The organism is Sphingomonas yabuuchiae (assembly GCF_001477495.1).
In the GTDB taxonomy this organism is placed as follows: Bacteria; Pseudomonadota; Alphaproteobacteria; order Sphingomonadales; family Sphingomonadaceae; genus Sphingomonas; species Sphingomonas yabuuchiae_A.
On the sequence record NZ_LDTF01000184.1, the window covers coordinates 1 to 600 of the forward strand.

Here is a 600-nt window from a genome sequence, read left to right on the forward strand (position 1 = left end):
GGCCGCCACCGGCCGGGCGACGACCGCGATGGCGGGCATCGGCGGGCGGATCGACGAGATCAGCGGCGTGGCGGCGGCGATCGCGGCCGCCGTGGAGGAGCAGGGCGCGGCAACGCGCGAGATCGTCCGCAACGTCTCGCAGGCGGCGGTCGGCACCGGCGAGGTAACCGGCACCATCGCCGGGGTGGCGGGCGCGGCGGAGGAGACCGGCGCCGCCGCGAGCCAGGTGCTGAGTTCGGCCTCAGCCCTGTCGCATCAGTCGGAGCGGCTGTCGGCCGAGGTGACGCGGTTCCTCGCCACCGTGCGGGCGGCCTGAGACGTGTGCGGGTCGTCTGAACGGGCCTCACGGGAGCGGAGAGGCCCGTTCCCGGCTTTCGAACGCGTCGCGGAAGTCCGGCAGGGCGAGGGCGTGCAGGAGGTCGCGCAGCAGGCCCGCCCGCTCGGCCCCGAACGCGGCCTCGAAGCGGATCTGGGCGTCGCGCCACAGGGGCGTCGCCTCGGCGAGCTTGGCGGCGCCGGCCTCCGTCAGGGCGATGCGCCGGGCCCGGCGGTCGCGCGGGTCCGCCACCACGTCGACGTAGCCGTCCCGGGCCAGGGGCT

Annotated in this window: 2 pseudogenes; one reads left to right on the top strand and one right to left on the bottom strand. The window is 77.0% G+C overall.

Going from position 1 to position 600, the window contains the following annotated elements:
• A pseudogene (locus NS355_RS17975) lies at positions 1–316 on the top strand (hypothetical protein); the annotation flags it as partial.
• Between the two features lie 27 nt (positions 317–343).
• Here the strand turns inward: NS355_RS17975 and NS355_RS19165 are convergent.
• Positions 344–600 (bottom strand): annotated as a pseudogene (locus tag NS355_RS19165) (hypothetical protein); the annotation flags it as partial.